The 20,790-nt window shown below is 42.6% G+C and carries 11 protein-coding genes; 9 read left to right on the top strand and 2 right to left on the bottom strand.

Annotated features, from left to right (window positions below; genetic code table 11):
- Nucleotides 1-142 precede the first annotated feature (142 nt).
- From AC59IL_RS13215 to AC59IL_RS13225, 3 genes are all read left to right on the top strand, one after another.
- Nucleotides 143-694, top strand: coding sequence for a DUF1572 family protein (locus AC59IL_RS13215; RefSeq protein WP_496552614.1), 552 nt, complete (start codon nucleotides 143-145; stop codon nucleotides 692-694).
- 78 nt (nucleotides 695-772) lie between these two features.
- Entirely contained in the window at nucleotides 773-1,591 is an 819-nt protein-coding gene (locus AC59IL_RS13220) for a KilA-N domain-containing protein (protein WP_496552615.1), read from the top strand.
- A 479-nt stretch (nucleotides 1,592-2,070) separates the two neighbouring features.
- Nucleotides 2,071-6,762: a translocation/assembly module TamB domain-containing protein gene (locus AC59IL_RS13225; RefSeq protein ID WP_496552616.1), complete on the top strand. Its 4,692-nt coding sequence runs from the start codon at nucleotides 2,071-2,073 to the stop codon at nucleotides 6,760-6,762.
- Between the two features lie 282 nt (nucleotides 6,763-7,044).
- On the opposite strand, the gene AC59IL_RS13230 is transcribed toward AC59IL_RS13225, so the two are convergent.
- Nucleotides 7,045-8,247, bottom strand: coding sequence for a bifunctional 3,4-dihydroxy-2-butanone-4-phosphate synthase/GTP cyclohydrolase II (locus AC59IL_RS13230; protein WP_496552617.1), 1,203 nt, complete (start codon nucleotides 8,245-8,247; stop codon nucleotides 7,045-7,047).
- A gap of 747 nt (nucleotides 8,248-8,994) precedes the next feature.
- On the opposite strand from AC59IL_RS13230, the gene AC59IL_RS13235 reads away from it, so the two are divergent.
- The 3 genes from AC59IL_RS13235 (at nucleotide 8,995) to AC59IL_RS13245 (ending at nucleotide 16,509) form a co-directional block, all read left to right on the top strand.
- On the top strand, nucleotides 8,995-12,147 hold the full coding sequence (locus AC59IL_RS13235) for a TonB-dependent receptor (RefSeq protein ID WP_496552618.1): 3,153 nt from the start codon (nucleotides 8,995-8,997) through the stop codon (nucleotides 12,145-12,147).
- Between the two features lie 384 nt (nucleotides 12,148-12,531).
- Complete coding sequence (locus tag AC59IL_RS13240; protein WP_496552619.1) at nucleotides 12,532-15,930, top strand: TonB-dependent receptor; 3,399 nt, start codon at nucleotides 12,532-12,534, stop codon at nucleotides 15,928-15,930.
- A 66-nt stretch (nucleotides 15,931-15,996) separates the two neighbouring features.
- Nucleotides 15,997-16,509: a hypothetical protein gene (locus tag AC59IL_RS13245; RefSeq protein ID WP_496552620.1), complete on the top strand. Its 513-nt coding sequence runs from the start codon at nucleotides 15,997-15,999 to the stop codon at nucleotides 16,507-16,509.
- Between the two features lie 105 nt (nucleotides 16,510-16,614).
- Here AC59IL_RS13245 and AC59IL_RS13250 read toward each other — a convergent pair whose 3' ends face one another.
- On the bottom strand, nucleotides 16,615-17,430 hold the full coding sequence (locus AC59IL_RS13250) for an alpha/beta hydrolase (protein ID WP_496552621.1): 816 nt from the start codon (nucleotides 17,428-17,430) through the stop codon (nucleotides 16,615-16,617).
- Between the two features lie 388 nt (nucleotides 17,431-17,818).
- Here AC59IL_RS13250 and AC59IL_RS13255 point away from each other — a divergent pair, with 388 nt between their 5' ends.
- The 3 genes from AC59IL_RS13255 to AC59IL_RS13265 all read left to right on the top strand — a co-directional run bounded on the left by AC59IL_RS13255 (nucleotide 17,819) and on the right by AC59IL_RS13265 (nucleotide 20,778).
- Nucleotides 17,819-18,805 carry an ATP-grasp domain-containing protein gene (locus tag AC59IL_RS13255; protein ID WP_496552622.1) on the top strand — a complete coding sequence of 329 codons (987 nt, stop codon included), beginning with the start codon at nucleotides 17,819-17,821 and terminating at the stop codon, nucleotides 18,803-18,805.
- A gap of 80 nt (nucleotides 18,806-18,885) precedes the next feature.
- The gene (locus AC59IL_RS13260; RefSeq protein WP_496552623.1) at nucleotides 18,886-19,998 is read left to right on the top strand and encodes a carboxylate-amine ligase; all 1,113 of its coding nucleotides are present in this window, start codon (nucleotides 18,886-18,888) and stop codon (nucleotides 19,996-19,998) included.
- A gap of 252 nt (nucleotides 19,999-20,250) precedes the next feature.
- Nucleotides 20,251-20,778, top strand: coding sequence for a hypothetical protein (locus AC59IL_RS13265; RefSeq protein ID WP_496552624.1), 528 nt, complete (start codon nucleotides 20,251-20,253; stop codon nucleotides 20,776-20,778).
- Nucleotides 20,779-20,790 lie beyond the last annotated feature (12 nt).

Here is a 20,790-nt window from a genome sequence, read left to right on the forward strand (position 1 = left end):
TGGTATACTATTGTTAAAAAATGGCAGTGGGTTTTGGGCAATGAGCAGCATGTCAGAGGTTGCTTATTGTTTTCGCTTTTTCGAACCGCCAACTACAAACCACAAACAATAAACCACAAACTACTAACTTTATAATAAAAAAATGTCAGCTTCATTTGCTACCGAATACCTGCAAACAGCTATTAAACGGCTGCGGTATTATAAACAGCTGGGCGAACAAACATTCGACCAGTTAACCGATGCCGATTTTCATTTTAAACCGGGCGAAGCATCTAACAGCATTGCCCTCATCATTCAACATTTGAGTGGTAATATGTGTAGCCGGTGGACGAACTTTTTAACAGAAGACGGAGAAAAAGACTGGCGCAATCGTGATGAAGAATTTGAAGTGCATAATTACTCCAAACAACAATTGATCGACATGTGGGAAAAAGGATGGTCGTGCTTTTTGAACAGCCTCAGTTCACTAACCGGCGACGATCTGTCAAAAACAATTTACATAAGGCAGGAACCGCTATCGGTTATTGATGCCATTAACCGGCAACTGGCGCATTACCCCTATCATGTTGGACAGATTCTTTATATCGGAAAAATAATTAAAGACACGAACTGGAAAAGTTTATCGATTGAAAAAGGAAAATCGGAAGCGTATAACAAGAGTTCAGATATAAAGGACCCGGCGAAAAGATTTTAACGGTTAAGAGAACTTGACCATTATCAATCAGCGCATATTCATATTTGTTGTATATTTCAAATATAAAATATACTAAATATGAGTAGCAGTAAAGTAATTGTAGTGAAAGAAACTCCTGTTACAATTATTGAAATAAACCAGCAGGACTATATTTCGTTAACGGATATGATAAAAGCGTTCGGGGATGAAAACCTGATTTATAGCTGGATGCGCAACCGGAATACAGTTGAATTTCTGGGGATATGGGAACAGCTTCATAACGATAATTTTAAAGGTAACGAATACGTTACCTTTAAAATGCAGGCCGGCCTGAACAACTTTAACCTTACGCCACGCAAATGGATCGACGCCACCCAGGCCATTGGCATCGTTTCCAAAGCCGGGCGGTATGGCGGAGGCACCTACGCCCACAAAGACATCGCCTTTGAATTCGGCAGCTGGCTCAGCGCCGAGTTTAAGTTATACCTGATCAAGGAGTTTCAACGGTTAAAAGACGAGGAAAGCCAAACCCATCACCTTGAATGGAGCCTGCAACGCACACTGGCCAAAATCAACTACCGCATTCATACCGATGCCATTAAAGAAACGTTAATACCCCCTCAAATTACCCGCCAGCAAACAGGTACCATTTATGCCAGCGAAGCCGACCTGCTAAATGTTGCCTTGTTTGGCAAAACCGCCGCTGAGTGGCGTAAGGATAATCCGGGAAAGGCAGGCAATATACGCGATGAGGCTTCCCTTGAACAATTAGTGGTGCTCACCAACCTCGAAAGCATTAATGCCGTGCTGGTTCGACAGGAGCTTTCGCAACCTGAAAGATTGCAGAAACTGAATGAAATTGCTATTTCTCAAATGAAGTCCCTGCTTTCGAACAATTCTATGAAAAAATTAAAATGAAACCAGATCGTAATTTCCCAACGGCTTTTACGAAGCTTTCATACTCCCCAGTTACCCTGGTATTGCATTTCAATCATTTCTCATACCGGTATTTTTACCCACATCACGCATGATTCTCCGTTTTCCGGTGTCTTATATCCACTCAACCATTTACATAAATTATACGTTAAAAACCAGTAAAATAACCAACCTTCGCAAACCGTTATCAGTATGTATTATAGCAACGCAAAAATCACCCAAACTTTTCACTGTGTTAAAGCCTCTGAAAAGTTGATCGAAAGCAAGTCATTGGTATTGATTTTGCGCAATAAACACGTTGGTTTTATTACATTTACACCTAATACGCTCCAACCCTGAGAAAGTTTTGGAAAATATCCCGGACCGTTCTGCTGATACTGATCGGCCTGATCATAATGGCGTGGTTGGCTATTCAAACTACGTTTGTCCAAAACTGGCTTGTAAATCAGGTTACAGGCAAATTGTCTAAAAATCTCCACGCCACCGTTCGCATTAAACATGTTGATTTTGCCTTATTTAACAAAATGCTGCTCGAAGGAACCCTCGTTAACGACCAGCATAACGATACCCTGCTATATGCGGGTACCGTAAAAGTAAACCTTACCGACTGGTTCTTTTTGAAAGACCGGATCGTTTTAAGCTACATTGGCCTGAATGATGCCGTTATTCATCTGAAACGCAGCGACAGCACCTGGAACTATCACTTTCTGGTTGATTATTTCAGCAGCCCTCAAAAAAAAGAAGTTAAAAAGCAGGACGATATCGACCTTGACCTCAATACGGTTGAATTTCGGAATGTAAAACTGATGCAAAAAGATGGATGGCGCGGTGAAAATATGTTGCTTCAGCTTGGTTCGCTCGATGTGAATGCCGAAGAGATCAACCTGAAGAAAAAACTGGCCCATATCAAAAGTATCGATATCGAAAAGCCTTTCTTTTCAATTTATAACTATACCGGCAACCGCCCCGATTCGTTGCGGCCTAAAGACGATACCACCGCCATTGTTAACGATCCCAAACATCTTCGCTGGAATGCCGGCAACTGGGACATTGTGATGAACCGCATGACCCTGAACAAAGGCACCTTCAGCAACGACGTTCAAACCGACAGGCAACCTTACCCGTATTTCGACGGCAATCATATTCTGTTCACCAATATCAACGGAGTTTTTAACCAGGTAACCTTTAAACAGGATACCATAACTGCCGGTGTTCACCTGTCGACCAAAGAACGCAGCGGCCTCCTGGTTAAAAAACTGAATGCCCTTATGGTATGGCATCCCGAGGCCATGGAGTTTCACCGGCTCGACATTCAAACCAATCGCAGCCATTTACAGAATTACTTCGCCATGCGCTATGCCACCTTCGACGATATGAGCGACTTTGAAACCAAAGTGCGTATGGAAGGCGATTTTACCAATGCCGATCTGAACAGCGACGACATTGCCTACTTTGCGCCCGAGCTGCAAAGCTGGAAAAAACAAATACGGATTACCGGCAAAGCAAAAGGAACACTCGAAAATCTGGTGGCCCGCAAACTGGTTATTCAGGCCGGTAAAGACACCTACCTGAACGGGAATGTAAGCCTTAAAAGCCTTACAAATATCGATAAAACCTATATCGACTTCGAGGCCAATGATTTCAGAACTACCTATCGCGATGCGATTGCCATTATTCCTTACTTAAAGGAAATTCAGCAACCCCGCCTCGATAAACTGGAATACCTGCGCTTCAGAGGCAACTTCACCGGATTCATAAAAGACTTTGTTACCTACGGTACCCTCGAAACAAAACTGGGCGTGGTAGTGAGCGACGTGAACATGAAATTCCCCGACAATGGACCTACCGTATATACCGGTGGCTTGGAAACACGTTCATTTGCACTCGGCGAATTTGTTGATGTGCCGCAGGTTGGGAAGATAAATTTCACCGGATCGGTAAATGGTCATGGACTTAAAGCCAGTACCCTCAATGCAAAACTCGATGGCAACATCCGCTCGCTCGATATAAACGACTATACCTACCAGAACATAGTGGTTAAGGGAACTATTGCCAAACGACTGTTCAATGGTGAACTGGTAAGCAACGACCCCAATTTAACCATGCACCTGAACGGATTGGTTGATTTCAGCAAACAGGTGCCCAACTTTAAGTTCGATGCCGAGGTTACCAAAGCCGATCTGAAAAATATTAAAGTATCAGAAGACAGCATCGATGTAAAAGGTAAGTTCAGGATGAACTTCACCGGTAACAGCATCGACAACTTTTTGGGTACAGCCCATATTTACGAAGCATCTGTTTTAAAGAACGGCAAACCCATTTCATTCGATTCGCTGAGCATTGAATCGAAGGCTATGGGCAATAACAAAGTAATTACGGTGGTGAGCAATGAGTTCGATGGGGCTCTTGTAGGTGAGTTTTCGATCAGGGATCTGCCCGCTGCCTTCAGAACATTTTTGAATAAGTATTATCCCAGTTACATTAAACCGGCAGATCATCCGGTTCAAAAAAACGAAAACTTCAGTTTTGTTTTCACCACCAAAAAAGTGGATGAATACATGGGCTTTATCGACAAAAACCTCAGCGGTTTTAACTACAGCACCGTTACAGGCCGCATAAACAGTAAAGAAAACCTGCTCGACCTGAATGTTGAAGTACCCCAGTTCAGTTATAAAAACACGTTCTTTTATAACGTAACCCTGAAAGGTACCGGCAACCTCGACACACTGTCGATGACCAGTTCCATTGCCGATGTGTACATCAACGACAGTTTGCATTTTCCCGGTACCGAGGTGAAAGTACGTTCGGCCAATGATATGTCGCTGGTTCAGCTAAAAACAGCGGCCAATCAAACCCTTAACTCGGCCGACCTTGCAGCACGCGTGCAAACCATGCCTACCGGTGTGCGCATTCTGTTCAATGAATCGAATTTTGACCTGAATGGTAAAAACTGGACGATCGATAAAAACGGTGAACTGGTTTTAAGTAAGGAACTCGTTTCGGCCGAAGGCGTAAAAATTTATAATGGCCAGCAGGAAATTATGGTAACAACCGAACCTGCTCCCGATTTTGGAAGCGCCAACGATATTAAAATAGAATTGAAAAAAGTAAATATCGGCGACTTCGCTCCGTTTGCGGTTACCAGCAACCGGCTTGAGGGTTTGCTGTCGGGTACCGTAAATATCATTGATCCCTTTGGCAAACTACAGGTTGACCTGAACGGGGAAGCCGATATGTTCAGGCTCGACAACGACTCCATTGGTAAACTGGAACTTAAAGGCAATTACAGCCAGCAAACCAAAAAGATAAATTTTGAAACCGTTTCCGACAACGATCAATACAATTTTAACCTGAAAGGTTTATACAACCTGGCCGATACCGCTAATACCAGTCCGTTAGACATTGCAGGCAATTTCAGGAACACCAAAATAAACGTGTTGCAAAAGTACCTGAGCGATGTGTTCACCGATCTTGATGGATATGCCACCGGCGATTTGCGCATCGTTGGCCCAACAGACAATTTAAAATACCTCGGGCGCATGCAATTGCACGATGCCCAATTACGGGTTATTTACACCAATGTATTGTATAAAATTCCATCTGCTGTTTTTGATTTCAAAGACGGCTCCATAGATTTCGGCTCCTTTGCATTTAAAGACGAGTTTGGCAATACCGGCCATATTAGCAAGGGTATATTAAAGCACCAGGCCTTCGATGACCTGTATTTTGATTTTGCCTTAAATACCAGTAAACTGCTGGTATTAAATACGCCCAGTACCAGCAAGGATCCATTTTTCGGAACCATGTTTGCCAGGGCTACCGCCACCTTTAAAGGGCCGATCGAAAATATGCGGCTTGATGTTCGCGGCGAACCGGCCGACAGCTCAAAACTGTACATCCGCTCACAAACCGGCCGCGAAAGCGGACAAGCCAGTTTTATTGTATGGAAACAATATGGTAACGAAATGAAAGCCGTGCGCAGTGCCGAAGAAAGCAGGCTGAACGTTTCGCTCGATATTATTGCCAACCAATATGCCAACATGTATGTGATATTGGATGAACTTACGGGTGATATCATTCAGGCTAACGGGCACGGTAATTTGAAAATACAGGCCAGCACCGAAGGCGATTTTACTATCACCGGCCGGTACGATATCGACCGCGGTAATTACAACTTTAACTTTCAGTCGCTGTTGCGCAAACCCTTCAAATTACGCGAAGGTGTGGGTAATTACATTCAATGGCGCGGCGACCCATACGATGCCACGATTAAAATCGATGCAGAATACGTTGCAGATGATGTTCGCTTCAGCGATCTGGCTACCGATGCGGTAACCAATGCCAATTCAATGGTTCGCAAATACCGTGGTAGTGTAATTGTTGTTGCCCAGTTAAGCAAAAAGCTGATGCAACCCGACATACAGTTCCAGATTGAGTTGCCACCAAACAGTTCGATAAAAGACGACCCCGACGCACTGGCCATTTTGCAGTTGATCCAACGCGACCAGAACGAATTGAATAAACAGGTGGCATTCCTGATCGTATTTAACAGTTTCGGACCAGTATCGTCTTCGAGCAACCAGAGTGCTTTAGGCAATAATATTATTAGCGGCGTGGTAGTAAATAGTATTTCAGGCGTGTTGTCGAACGCCCTGAGTCGTCAGTTTTCAAGCATTTTCCAAAAGATATTTAACGATAAAAGCATAAAGATCAACTTCAACGCGCAGTTGTACAACGGTTCAAACCTTGTCGACAACGTGAATAAAACTTCATTGGTCGATCGTACCAATCTGAACTTTAATATCGGTAAAAGCTTCATGAACGAACGGCTTACGTTTAGCTTTGGAAGCGCTGTTGATTTTGGCTTATCACCCCAACAGGTGCAGGCAACCAAAAACCTTCAGTTCTTACCCGATATTACAGCCGACTGGAAAATACGCCAGGATGGAAAACTGGTGCTGACCTTCTTTTACCGCGATTCATACAACTATCTCACTGGTACTACCGGCGCCCGCCAAAACCGTTCCGGCGCCAGCATCAGCTATCGCCGCGACTTCGACCGCTTAAGCGATTTGTGGAGAACCGACAGAAAGAAAAAACCCAAAGTTCCGCAGGTAAATGATACTTCGAAATCGGATACAGGAAGTTATTAGTAAATAGGCACCAGGCAATGGGCAATAGGCAATGGATATGCCTGGTAAAGTGTAAGAAGTAAAGTTTATGTACCCTGCTATATATTACTAATGAGCTTTCGTTGCGTCGCACACTTCAGCGTTCAGAATATACTTCAGCTGATTCGAATAAATAAATAAGGCGTGTATGATTAAAAAACCATTACACGCCTCAATATATTTATATTTTACAGTAGATAAATCCCACCTCTTCACTACTGCCTGTTTCTTACTATCTACTGCCTACTGCCCATTGCCTACTGCCTACTTCTTTAATATCTCATGCCCCAGCTTATCTCTTTTTGTAGTGAGGTATTTTTCGTTATGCGGATTGGGAACTACTTCTATGGGAACGGTTTCAACCACTTCGAGTCCGTAACCCAGCAGGCCGGCGCGTTTTTTAGGATTGTTGCTCATCAACCGCAATTTGGTAACGCCCAGATAACGGAGAATCTGAGCTCCAATGCCGTAATCGCGTTTATCCATCGGAAAGCCAAGGTGCAGGTTGGCTTCAACGGTATCGAACCCGCTTTCCTGCAGTTTGTAAGCTTTCAGTTTATTCATCAGGCCAATGCCCCTGCCCTCCTGGTTCATATATAAAATAACGCCTTTACCCTCTTTTTCAACATGTTGCATGGCAGCATGCAGCTGCTCGCCACAGTCGCACCGCATTGAACCCAGTATATCGCCGGTAAAGCATGAGGAGTGTACCCGAACCAGCACCGGTTCATCTTTTTGCAACTCTCCTTTTATAAGGGCCAGGTGTTCGTTCGTAGTATTTTTTTCGTTAAAGGCCACCAGTTTAAAGTTGCCGTATTTGGTAGGCATATCAACCCGAACAATTTCTTCTATCAGGCTATCGGTTTTCAGCCTGTATTCGATCAGGTCTTTGATCGAAATCAGCTTCAGATCAAACTTTTTGGCTATTTCGCGCAGTTCGGGCAAACGAGCCATAGAACCATCTTCGTTCATGATTTCAACCAAAACACCGGCGGCTTCAAAACCTGCCAGCCGGGCCAGGTCGATAGTAGCTTCAGTATGGCCGGCTCGGCGTAAAACGCCTCCTTTTTTTGCCCGCAGGGGAAAAATATGGCCGGGGCGGCCCAGATCTTCAGGTTTGGTAGTGGGGTCAATCAGCGCCTGAATGGTTTTAGAGCGGTCCTGTGCCGAAATACCGGTGGTACAGCCATGGCCCAGCAGGTCGACCGAAACGGTAAAGGCGGTTTCGTGCAGGGCGGTATTATTATTTACCATCAGGTCGAGCTGCAGTTCTTCGCACCGTTCGTCTATAATAGGGGCGCAAATCAGTCCGCGCCCGTGTTTACTCATAAAGTTCACTACCTCAGGGGTAACATTGCGGGCGGCCGTGATAAAATCACCTTCATTTTCACGGTCTTCATCATCCACTACAATAATCAGCTTGCCTTTTTTTACGTCTTCAATGGCACTTTCTATAGTATCCAGCATGTTAACAAATTTGGGCAAAGTTAGCATAAATGCGGTTAGTAATCAGGCCGTGGGCCGGTGTAGCCCGGCCTGGCCGATTACCTGTACGTTAGCGGCAGCGGAAGGGTTGCCATAGGGATATCCCAGAGATAAGCCAGAGATAACCCACTGATAAGCTACTTCTTTAAAGAAATGGGTTATATATAGGTTATCTAAGAGTCAACTGTGGGATAACTATAAAGGATTCATAAATCATTCAGGCGGATGCAGTAACCGAGCCTTTTTGGCCCGTTGACCAGCCCTTCATGCAGCCTTTTAAGTCCGGCAGTTGCCTGTATAGCAAACAGGGCAGCATCAACATACAAAACACCTCATCCTGATAATTTTATTCAATTATCAGCACTTATGTTTTCAGGGTAAAATTTAAAATTTAGTGTATATGTTGGCGTGAATAACTGGTGAACTGCTTTCTAACGGGATTATGTGTTTAAAATCCATTTTCTACTACATTTGCCGCAGAAACAAATAGATAATCACCCTAATGGCATGATTCTGTAGTGCTTTGCTTTCAAAAAAATATCCGGGAAGTACCAGTAATCCAACACCTGCGTTGATTCAGCATGACTTATGGCATACATGAAAAGTTTAATAAGGTGTTTCATAACGCTAACATTATCAATTAGGTGAATTAATCTTTTGATAATATTCTTCTTGCCGGTTTACATCCCATACCTATGATTTTTGCAATCAAAAATTAAACATGCATATATGAGAAGTTACACGACCTATTTATTAACCCTGTTACTCGTATGCACCGGGATGCTGAAGGGATATTCCCAGGTAACCACCAGTAGTATGAGTGGGATAGTAAAATCTGCTACCGGAGAGCTTTTAAACGGAGCCACTGTTAAAGCTGTTCATACGCCTACCGGAACAGTTTACACAACAATCACCACAAAAGACGGTGGATACAACATTGTAAACATGATACCAGGAGGCCCATATACGTTAGATATTACATATGTTGGGTATACCGCTTTTTCCGAATCGAATATTACACTCCGGTTAGGTGAAACGGGCAGGATTGATGCCAGCCTTTCAACCACCGGAAAAACACTCGAAAATATAGTTATAACAGCTACGGCCGGCGGTGGTACAAGCCGCAAAAAAACCGGTGCGTCTACCAATATTGGCAGGGAGCAGATCGCTTCATTGCCAACATTGAGCCGCAGTCTTCAGGATTATACCCGTTTGGTACCCCAGGCAAATGGTAATTCGTTTGGAGGAGCCAGTAACCGGTTTAATAACATCACCGTTGATGGTGCAGTAAACAATGATGTATTTGGCTTATCTGGTTCAGGTACGCCCGGTGGTCAGGCTTCAACCACTCCTATTTCACTGGATGCTATTCAGGAAATACAGGTAGTACTGGCGCCCTATGATGTTTCCTATGGCAATTTTACCGGCGGCGGTATTAACGCAGTAACCCGTTCAGGTACCAACAATTTTGAAGGATCGGCTTATTACTTTTTGCGTAATGAAAATACAGTTGGCAAAGACCCTGTAACACGCATAAAAACTGCCGATTTTAGCGATAAACAATATGGTTTGCGCTTTGGCGGCCCCATCATTAAAAACAAATTGTTCTTTTTTGTAAGTGGCGAACTGGCACGCAGAACAGCACCTACTATTTATAATGCCGGTGATTCAAATTCAGTGTTAACAGTTGCAGAAGCGCAACGGCTGGCTGATACATTAAAACAAAAATACAATTACGACGTAGGAACATTTAATGCTTTTGAAGCCCAAACCCAAAGCGATAAATTATTTGGCCGTATCGACTGGAACATTAATTCAAAGCATCATCTCACCGTTCGCCATAACTATATTAAAGCGTTTGATGATAATAGTACCCGCTCAACTACTTTATTTCGTTTTGGCAACAACACGTATCGTTTCAATAACAAACAAAATATTACTGTTGCTGAATTAAGAAGCCGCTTCAGCAATATGGTTTCAAATAACCTGATCCTTGGTTTACACCGTATCAGGGATTTCCGTTCGGTTTATGGCGCATTATTTCCTTCAATCGAAATTTCAAAAGGCAGCGGTACCATTCAGTTAGGTTCTGAAAGAAGCTCTGCAGCCAATGAACTTGACCAAGACATTTTTGAAGTAACCGATAATGTGAAACTATTTACAGGTAAACATACCATTACTATCGGTACGCATAATGAGTTCTTCAAATTCAGGAACCTGTTCATCAACAACTACAATGGCCGCTGGCGCTATAATAACCTGAATGATTTTTATGGCAACTTCCCCCGTGCATTTGATGTAACCTATTCGGGAGATAAAGCGGCCGATGCAAGGCCTGCAGCCAAATTCAACGCAGCACAACTTGGATTTTATTTACAGGATGAATACCAGATCAATTCCAAATTAAGGGTAACAGCAGGTATTCGCTTTGATATTCCCATTATTGGTACCGACCCTGCTTATAATTTAATGGTTGATACAACCTTTAAAGGCAAGTACAACACATCCAACACGCCGAGTGGCCAGGTTTTATTTGCACCCCGTGCCGGGTTTAATTACGACATAACCGGCGATAAAAGTAAGATCATTCGTGGGGGTGTGGGTATATTCAGCGGCCGTGTACCTTTTGTATGGCTTTCGAACCAGTTCGCCAACACCGGTTTGTTGCTGAAAACAACCAGCCAAACCGACGGAACGCCTACAGCCCCTCCTTATACTGTAAACAATGGCGCCGGCTTTAACCCCGATGTAAATGCCCAGAGCACCATAGGTTCTGCAGGTAATACATTTGAAGCTGATCTTATCGATAAAAAATTCAAATTACCGCAAACATTAAGAGCCGATCTGGCATTTGATGTAAAACTTCCCGGTGAAATCAATGCCACCCTGGAAGGTATTTACTCAAAAACCGTTAACAACGTTTTATACAAAGACGTTAATTTAACCGATCCCGTAGGCGTTGTTGATCCTGCTTACAACCTGGGCGCCGATAAAAGAATTGCCTATGCAACCAGCACCAATGCAAGAAGGAAAAACACCAACATCACCAATGCCCTTTTAATTTCAAATACCAGTAAGGGATATGCGTACAATATTGCGCTCACTTTAAGCCGTGCCTGGCCGCACATATTTGCCCAGGCAGCATACAACTACAACAGAGCAAAAGATGTAAACAGCGGCGCCAATTCAACAGCGCTTTCCAACTGGGAATTTGTACAGGTTGTAGGCGATCCGAATAACCCACCACTGGCAACATCTAACTACGAGCTCAGACATCGTATTACTGCAATACTGTCGTTCAATTATAGTTTTGCCAAAAACCTGAAAACCTCACTTTCATTCTTTTATTCAGGCAACTCAGGACAACCCTTTACCTATCTCGTAAATGGCGACCTGAACAGTGACGGACGTTTTGGCAATGATCTGTTATATGTACCAACTGATCCCAGCCAGATCAAGTTTGTAGACTATACCAAATCAGATGGTACATTAGTTACAGCAGCCCAGCAGTCTGCAGCTTTCGAAGATTTCATCAACAACGATAAATATTTATCAAAAAGAAGAGGTCAGTATACCGAAAGAAATGGCAGAAGCACCCCCTGGGAGCATGTTATCGATGCCCGTTTTGCGCAGGATTTTTCTGTTAATGCCGGCGGTAAAAAACATACGTTGCAACTTACGTTTGATGTTTTCAACCTTACAAATCTGTTGAATAAAGACTGGGGCCGCCAGTACTTTGTGACCAATCAGGCTTACTCAATATTAACTGTAGTTACTACACCTGTAAAAGGATATAATTATACCATTGGCCAGGATCCCTGGACAACAAACTTTGGTTCAAGATGGCAGGGCCAGATTGGCGTGAGATACAGCTTCAATTAAATAAAATAATAATATAACAAAAAAAAGTCCCGCCACGGCGGGGCTTTTTTTTGTTATAAATACAATTAAAACCAGTATCAGCCCGCATTTTGGTGAATAACCTGTGTACTTTTTTCGCATCAACATTTCTTAAATTGAATGTTAAATTCTATTATATTTGTCGCTGGCCCTGAAAAAAAATATCCTTATGTCTGACCTGAAGGACCTTGAGTTACCCTCCCCGATTGTTGCCAGCTAACGCCTGAAAAACAAAAGTTAACACCGGTATTCTTTTATTGCTACATGAACATCAAATGATAATTAATCATTTGATAATGACGTATTTCATAAATACGCTATACAACCTTGTTCCTTTGCGCCCGAAACAAAACCAAACAAGTCAATATGAGAAGATTCACTTTTTTCCTACTGATGTCCGTACTATGCCTTGGAATAAGGAGTTATGCTCAGGAAACAACTTCCGAAATCCGGGGTACTATTACAGACGATAAAAGTGCTCCGCTATCCGGCGCCACAGTAGTAGCCCTTCACACCCCATCAGGTACAAAGTATGCCACCACTTCCCGTAAAGATGGCCGTTTTAACTTACCCAACCTCCGCATCGGGGGGCCCTACACAATTATAGTAACCTATGTTGGCTTTAAACAATCACAGCAGGATAATGTGACTCTTTTACTTGGACAGGAGTTTAAAGCCGATTTTTCGCTGAGTGAGCAAACAAAAGAACTGAAAGAGATAACCGTTGCAGCATCGCGACAAAATAAAGTATTTAACTCAGGCCGTAACGGAAGCCAGGAAATCATCAATCGTGCACAGATTGAAAGATTACCCACCATCAACCGTTCGTTACAGGACTTCACCAAATTAGAACCAACTGCCAACGGTTTAAATATAGGTGGCCGCAGCAACCAATATAATAACATGACGGTCGACGGCGCCAATTTCAACAACTCATTTGGTTTATCTTCTGTATTGGGAGGTCAAACCGGTTCACAGCCTATCAGTCTCGACGCCATTGAACAAATACAGGTAAACATTTCGCCCTATGATGTTACACAGGGCGGATTTACCGGTGCCGGTATTAACTCTGTAACCCGTAGTGGTACTAACAAATTCAAAGGGTCTGTATACACTTATTTAAAGGGAGCAGGAACACAGGGATACAAGGTTCAAAATGCAACGGTTGCGAAAACGCCCATTAACTATAATTTACGCGGATTTACTATCGGAGGTCCGATCATAGAAAACAAAGTATTCTTTTTTATAAGCGGCGAACAGGTACGGCAGGAATTGCCCGCTACAAGTTTTACGGCATCAGATGCGTTGAACCCTGCTGTAACCGGCAGTGTATCAAAAGCGAATAAAGATTCTCTGGAAGCATTGATTTCATTACTAAAATCAAGCCCCAAATTAGGTGGTTATGATCCCGGCGCTTATCAGGGTTATAACTTTCAAACTAAAAGCGATAAACTTACCATAAAGCTTGATTGGAATATCAACCGCAACAACACATTGACTTTTAAATACAATTACCTTAAATCCTATGCCGACCAGTTTCCAAGCACCAGCCGGCCTAATAACGGATCATCACTTATCACCAGCGGTTCCGGTTCATCAAACAATAATGCCATGCCTTTTTATTCTTCAGGTTACGGCATCAACAACAACTTCAACATTTTTATTGCAGAGTTAAATACCCGTTTCAGCAATTCAGCATCTAATAAATTACAGATCGGATATACTGCTTTAAGAGATTTCCGTTCGCAACATTCACCTTCCGACACTATGCCTTTTGTTGATATCCTGGATGGAGGAAGCAATATCTTTACCTCATTCGGATATGAAATGTATACGTACAACAACAAATTAAACACAGACGTATACCAGCTTACCGACATTTTTAAATTGTATAAAGGGGCACATGAACTAACGTTTGGTACACAGGACTATTACAGAAAATATCAGAACGCGTTTGCACCCGGATACATGGGTGTATATCAGTTTAAAAGCTTGAACGACTTTAGAAATAGCTTGCTGTATGGTGCTGCCAATGCATCAAATTACTATTTACAGTATTCAGCCCTACCCGACGGCGCTTTCCCATGGGCATACGCCGGCTCTACTGAATTGGGCGTGTTTGCACAGGATAAATGGAGTGTTCGCAAAAATTTAACCGTAACCCTGGGCATTCGTACAGATCTGACTATCTACAAACAAGCGTTTACCGATAACTCAAATTTTGATGCTTTAAAATTCAAAGACGGAAAATCCTATAATATAGGTAAAGCACCAGGCAATGCATTAATCATATCTCCTCGCCTCGGTTTCAATTGGGATGTATTTGGCAATAAATCAATGCAGGTGCGCGGCGGAGCCGGCATATTTTCAGGCCCACCACCCTTTGTATGGATAAGCAACCAGGCAAGTAACAATGGTATTCAGTTTGGAGCTCTGCAAACCAGCAATGTACCTTTTGGCTATAAACCAACTACCAGTGGCGCTAATACCAGTTATAGTGTTGCATTGGTTGATGATAACTTTAAATATCCCACCGTATTTAAGACTAATATAGCAGTAGATAAAAAATTCGCGGGTGACTGGGTATTAACGGTGGAAGGAAGTTTTTCCAAAGACATTAATTCAGTATACTATTCGAATCTTAACCTAAATGAAAGTAATGCTATTGAAATGTTGGGATCGGATAACAGACAGCGGTATTTTACAGGCTATCTTAATTCTACATCAAGTACTTCAAATACCTACGCACAGTATACAAGCAACAAATATTATTACAATAAGCCGTCTATAACCAGTTTTACAGGAAACACCTTAGCAGATCCCTCTATTGGCACTGCTATATTAATGAGCAATTCACATAAAGGATATGCCTATACAATAACAGGGAGAGTAGAAAAAACCTTCAAAAACTTATATACCAGCATTGCCTATACTTACAGCCAGGCGAAAAATGTAGCTGAAGGCGGAAGCACGGCCTCTTCTTTATGGAGCGCAAGGGCTGTTAGCAATAGGGACCCTAATGCCGATAACCTGGCCTATGCTTCTTACTACCAGCCACATCGTGTAATTGCTGTAGCGTCGTATAGAATTGAATATGCGAAGTATTTTGCTACTTCAATCGGCGCCATCTTTGAAGCAGCTCCTTCAGGCGTCAGCTCTTATATTTATACAAATGATCTGAACGGTGATGGCAATACAAATGACCTTATATATATTCCCAGAAATTCAAGTGAAATCAATTTAATTGCGGCAGGTTCATATAACAACTCAACACATACAGGTTCAACTACAGGTACTACTGCAGACCCCAGAACAGCTGCACAAATATGGACGCAATTAGACAACTATATTAAACAGGATAATTATCTGAATGCTCATCGTGGTGAATATGCGAAAGCTAATGGTTGGGTATTCCCTTTTTATAAGAAGTTAGACCTGAATATTACGCAGGATGTTTATTTCTACACTAAAAATAAGGGAGACAATGATAAGCATACATTGCGTTTAAGCCTGGATATTATTAATTTCGGCAACTTTCTCAACAAAAACTGGGGACTTGTTAAAACACCAACGCTTACAAGCAATTCTTCCGGATACCAGCTTTTAACTTTTGAAGGTATGGCCGCAGATAATAAAACACCGTTATTCTCATTCCCTTATTCAGATGCTTCCAGCCTGGCTCCACGTACCAATAGCTTTACTAACAGCACAGGTATTGGTTCACGCTGGCAAATGCAATTCGGTATCAGGTATTTGTTTAACTAATGCATATACAAAGGCTGTTAAGCCAACAGCCTTTGTACTCTTTTAATTTTATAACCCAAAAGAATTATGAGAAATATATTTTTATTGATAGTAATAGCAGCAATTGGTTTTATGGTTGCGTGCAGTGACCATGATACGCTGCCACCATATACTACTTCCAACATCTTTGTGGTAAACTCCGCTATGACACAGGTAAGAGACACTATTTTGAGTGGTGGTGATACCGTTAAGATCAAAGCAAGCGGATTTATAAACGATACAACAAAAATGTATTCCATATCCTGCACATTAAAAGGAACAGATACAACCACTGCTCTTAACCTTATCAGTGGCAATTATATTAAGTCAGTGGCTGTAAAGTTTGATACCGTTGGATCTTCAGCAAACAACAACCTATTTCACTGGTATACTGATACCATTCGTACCGCCGTTTATACACCCAACGCCTATATGACTATTCCCGCAGTACCAGCCAAAACAAAAATCCAAATTACAGCGTTGTTTACCTATGGTTTAAACCTAAGCAGCCAAACGGGTAACACTACCGCTACCAGCAAAAAATTTGTGTATGCCAAATAGTTTATAGCTTATTCACAGTCCGAACTCTGGAAAAGGAAGATTCAATAAAAAACCGTCCCGACTTATCGGGACGGTTTTTTTATTTACTATCTTATTTCATCCTTCTTACTTCTTCAACCTCCATCCCCATTTCAAAAACACCGGCAGCGCTTTGGCCCAGGAGCGAACGTCGTGCTTGCCATCGGGTATTTGCAGGTAATGCATATCTTTTCCTTCGAGATAACCCTTGGCCAGCAATTCGCGCATGAGGTCAATGGTATCGTCGATTGAATCAATTACGCCATTGTTGTTGCGATCTTCTGTTTCATCCAGCTCACCGCATTCAAAAAAGAATTTCAGATTGGGTTTATAATCACCAAAACGTACCTGGCGATGCATTAAACGGTCGTTGGCTTCGCTAAAGTCTTTGTCTTTACGGTCTTTCGAACGCCACCACAGGGAACCCGAAAACACGCCCACTTTGCTGAATATATCGGCATGATTCCATACCAGATCAAGCGCACTTAAACCGCCCAGCGAAAATCCGGCAAAAGCCATTTCTTTGAAAGTAGTATTATAACGCTGATGTATAGCAGGTAATAATTCTTCAACAATAAACTGCCGGTACAAAGCGCCTTTGGCGCCCCTGCCTTTGAAATCGGCACTGCTTATCATTCCGTATTCCTGCAAACGGTCTTCGCCACAATGAATACCAACGCACAATAAGGGCGTAATGGTTTCAGTTTGAAACAGGTAGGCCAGCATTTTATCAAAGCCCATGGCTTCAATATCCTGACCGTCGTTCAGCAATAAAAGACTAAGGGAATTATTCTCAGTTATATTTGAGGGTCCGTATAGATTAATGGTTACGGTACGTTGGAGCGGTTCAGATTGCAATTCAATCGTTTCTACCATAACTCCGGTACTTACTTCTGTTTGCATAGAGGGCCAAAATTAGGTAAATATGCTAAAGGAGAAATGCAAAAACTGCTATAATTGTTCACGCATAAGAGAAATCCGCCATACCTGATCAGGGTAAAATTGGAGGCCCCGAAGGCTGAGGTCGGAAGAACGATGTCTGAAGTCGGAAGTCTGAAGTCTGAAGAACCTGCGGTTTGGTTCTGTTCAGTGTATTAAATTTCGGAGTCTTCTGACTTCAGATCTCAGACTTCGGACATCTGTTTAGCATGTTTAACCTTCGGGGTCTTCTGACTTCTGACTTCCGACTTCCGACATCAGACTTCACTTCTTATTTGTTTATTAATCGCCGTTCCGATAAATTTGGTTACAGGGTTTGCAGCTTCACTTTGCTAAATAAAAATGGAACGGTATGAAAAAGATAGGTATACTCTTCGGAAAAGAAAGATCATTTCCAATGGCTTTTATTGAACGGGTCAACAGTCGCAATGCCGATGGCATAACAGCCGAACCGGTTCGTATCGACAAAGTAATTCAGGGCGGCGCTACCGAATACGATGTGATCATCGACCGCATTTCACAGGATGTTCCGTTTTACCGTTCCTATCTTAAAAATGCAGCTATTTGCGGTACCGCTGTCATCAATAATCCATTCTGGTGGAGCGCCGATGAAAAATTCTTTAATAATTGCCTCGCTGTAAAAATCGGCGTACCGGTACCCAAAACTGTTATTCTGCCTTCATATGATCTGCCTACCGATACCAGCGCAGAGTCGTTTGCCAACCTGGCCTATCCTTTAAACTGGGAACAGATTTTTTCGTATGTGGGCTTTCCGGCTTATATGAAACCATTTGCAGGAGGCGGATGGAAAAACGTATACAAACTGCATAGCAAAGAAGAATTTTTTCACAACCATAAAGAAACCGGTCAGCTGGTAATGCTGCTGCAGGAAGAAATTGAATTTGAAGAATATTACCGTTGTTATTGCATCGGCGGAAAGTATGTGCACATTATGCCTTACGAACCCCGCAACCCGCATCACCTGCGATATACAAGCGATTTTTCGCCTTCGCCCGAGCGCATACACCAGATGGAAGATATTGTGCGACGCATTAACCAGTTTCTGGGTTATGATTTTAATACGGTAGAGCTCGCCGTTCGCGATGGCGTTCCATACGCTATTGATTTTTGCAACCCGGCGCCCGATGCCGACCGGCCAAGTGTAGGCGACGATAACTTTGAATGGGTTGTTGAAACAGCGGCCACTTACGCTATTGAAAGAGCGCTTACCCATCAGCCGGGGGTCGATAATCTTACCTGGGGTGAGTTTGCAAAACGCAGCGTTACACGCACACGGCTGGAAGAAATTAAAAATGAAGAATTCGAAACAGAGAAATGAGAAAGGAAATTTTGAATGTTTGAATGTAGCATGTTGAAGGAAAGTAACTTAACTTAGAACTCAGAACTTAGAACTCAAACATGGCAAACATTAACTTTACGCATTTTACGCTTGGCATTGAAGAAGAATACATGGTGCTTGACCCGGCAACCCGTGAATTGAAAAGTCACCACCAAAAAATAGTTACCGAAGGACAAAAAGTTATAAAAGATAAAGTAAAGGCCGAAATGCACCAGGCCGTGGTTGAAGTAGGCTCCGATATTTGTCGTAATGTAGATGAAGCTTATAAAGATGTAAGCAACCTGCGCAGGACTATTTCGCATATTGCCGGCGACCTGGGATTTTGGGTAGGCGCTGCCGGCACCCATCCTTTCAGCCATTGGGAAAGCCAGTTAATAACCGATCATGCACGGTATAAAGAAATTCTGAACGAATTACAGGATGCCGCCCGCAGCAACCTCATTTTTGGATTACACGTGCATGTAGGTATGGAAAGCCGCGAAATGGCCAATCACATTGCCAATTCAACCCGGTATTTTCTGCCGCATATTTATGCGCTCAGTACCAATTCACCTTTTTGGGAAGGCAGAACTACAGGATACAAATCATACCGCACAAAAGTATTTGATAAATTCCCACGCACCGGCATACCCGAAACTTTTGATACCATCGAAGACTATGATAATTTCGTAAAGCTGCTGGTAAAAACCAACTGTATAGATAATGCCAAAAAAATATGGTGGGACCTTCGCGTTCATCCGTTTTTTAATACAGTTGAGTTCAGAATATGCGATGTACCGATGACGGTTCAGGAAACAGTGGCCATTGCTGCTTTATTCCAGGCTATATGCGCCAAAATATACAAACTGAGGTTGCAAAACCTGAACTTTATACAATACTCACGCGCTTTGATCAATGAAAATAAGTGGCGCGCCAGCCGGTATGGTATCGACGGCCTGCTTATTGATTTTGGTAAGGAAGAAGAAGTGAATACCCGTGTGCTCATTTACGAATTGCTCGATTTTGTAGATGATGTTATTGACGATCTGGGCAGCCGCCATGCCATAAACTTTATTACAAAACTGCTCGAGGAAGGCACCGGCGCCGACCGGCAGCTAAAAGTGTTTCAGCAAACCAATAGCCTGGTGCAGGTGGTGGATTATATTCACAGCCAGTTCCTCAGCGGAGTGTAAATCATTGTTACAGGTTACAAGGTACAGGTTACAGGGAACCCCATGACCTCAAACATTCATCAATTGTATTATCATTTTTCATAACATATTTTGCCCCGTGGAGCCTTGTAACCTGCAACCTGAAACCTCCAACCAACCAGCAACAGCAACAATATTTACATACATTTGGCCGTTATTACGCTTCCAATCCCCTCCCTACTCCGAAAGTATTTCAGAAAAAAGATATATTTGAGATAGCAAATCTGTTCCGGTATGAAAAAGTTCCTGGTTAACTGGCCTGTCGCTCTGTTATTGGTATTGGTAGCATCTTGTGGGAAGGAAAAAAGTATAGAAGAAGATTTTTCACAATACTTCATCAAATGTAAGATAGGCGGCGTAGATAAAACATTTAATGTTTCTGCTGTAGCATCCAAACAGGATCTTGGCAATGGTACCAGCCAGTATTCTGTTTTTGGTAAAGCCGCACAGGACCCTGCCGACCTCCAAAGTCTTGGTTTTACAATACAAATATCTATTCCTTTTAAAACAGGAACGTATAAAGAAACAGATCCAACTACCGATTATTACCTCGCAGGTATTTACAATCCCAATACAAACAATACCAACAGCATATTTGCCAGCCGCTACAGCGACACAAATCCTTTTCAGATAACCTTTACAGATATCAGCAACAATGTATTAAGCGGCAGCTTTCAGGGAGCACTGTTTGTTAATTCATCCGACCCGAATGCCGATTCAACAATGATATCAAACGGACAGTTCAAGGTGAAGATACAATAAACAATAAGCAAT

Source organism: Niastella sp. sgz303648 (assembly GCF_059587045.1).